Here is a 1427-nt window from a genome sequence, read left to right on the forward strand (position 1 = left end):
GGCTCTTCGGACTTGGGGTGGGGTGGGTAGTCGTGGCCCGGTGTGGTGAGGGGTCGGGGTCTTCGGCAGGGTCAGCAGCGACCAAACTCGCTGTTCCAAGAAGACCCCGACTGTGTGTGAGTCTACCGACTACTGCCCGCGTTGTGATGCCCTGATCGACCTGTCTGGTCTGCACGTGACCGCCGTCGAGCGCGCCCCGACACGATCACCGTGGAGGTGGAGTCCGCCCCTGGCGAGGGATTCTGTCCCGACTGCGGCGTTCTCGCGCGGTCTCACGGCCGCCGTGCCCGGGTCCTGCACGATGTTGCCTTCGGCGACACGGCGGTCGTGATTGTGTGGGGCACCCGCACGTGGCGTTGCGCCGAACCCTTGTGCGGCAAGGGCTCGTTCACCGAGCAAGACCCGGCGGTCGCCGCGCCCAGGGTCCTGTTGACCCGGCGCGCCATCGGGTGGGTCTTGGCGCAACTGCGCCGAGAGCACGCTTCGGTGCTGGGACTCGCACGCCAGCTCGGCATCGACTGGAAGACCGCGTGGAGGGCGATCAAACCGGTCCTCCAGGCCGCTGACGCCGACCCGTCCCGGTTCACCGGGGTCCGTCGTCTGGGGGTTGATGAACACGTCTGGCATCACAAGAACCCACGAACCCGGGGTCCGAAGATGCTCACCGGCATGGTCGACTTCACCCCCGCCGCTGACGGCACACCACGAACCCGGCTGCTGGACCTGGTCCCGAAACGCTCGGGAACCGCCTACTCAGCCTGGCTCCAGGAACGCGGCCCTGACTGGTTGCGGCAGGTCGAGGTCGCCTCCCTGGACCCCTTCCGGGGCTACAAGAACGCCATCGACGAGCACCTCGACGACGCGACAGCGGTGCTGGACGCCTTCCACGTCGTCGCCCTCGCCACGAAAGCAGTCGACGAGGTCCGCCGCCGCGTCCAACAAGCCACCCTCGGCCACCGAGGCCGCACCGGCGACCCGCTGTTGGGGATCCAGACGATCCTCAAAGCCTCAGCAGAGAACCTGTCCGACAAGCAGAAACACCGCCTCGCCACAGCGATCGACGCCCACCACGCGCATGAAGAGGTATTCATCGCCTGGCAAGCCGCGCAACGCGTCCGCGAGGTCTACCACGCAAACTCACCAGCCGAGGGCCGGGCTCTGGCCGAGCACCTCGTCGAGGCTCTGCCGACCTGCCCGATCCCCGAAATCGCGCGTCTGGGCCGGACCCTGAAACAGTGGCGCGACGCGTTCCTGGCCTACTTCGACACCGGGGGGCGCGTCCAACGGCCCCACCGAAGCGATGAACGGCCTGATCGAACTCCACCACCGCATCGCCCGCGGCATCCGCAACCGCGACAACTACCGCCTCCACTGCCTGCTCATCGCCGGCGGCCTCGACACGTGACCCCCACCTCAAGTCCGAAGAG

At 67.8% G+C, this 1427-nt stretch carries 1 protein-coding gene; it reads left to right on the forward strand.

Annotated features, from left to right (window positions below; all coding sequences use genetic code 11):
• Positions 1-216: 216 nt before the first annotated feature.
• Positions 217-1427, forward strand: a 1211-nt coding sequence (locus HMPREF9153_RS11480; protein ID WP_218915097.1) for an ISL3 family transposase, incomplete at its 3' end; no start/stop codon positions are given.

Origin of the sequence: Cutibacterium avidum ATCC 25577, from assembly GCF_000227295.1 — a bacterium.
Taxonomy (GTDB): domain Bacteria; phylum Actinomycetota; class Actinomycetes; order Propionibacteriales; family Propionibacteriaceae; genus Cutibacterium; species Cutibacterium avidum.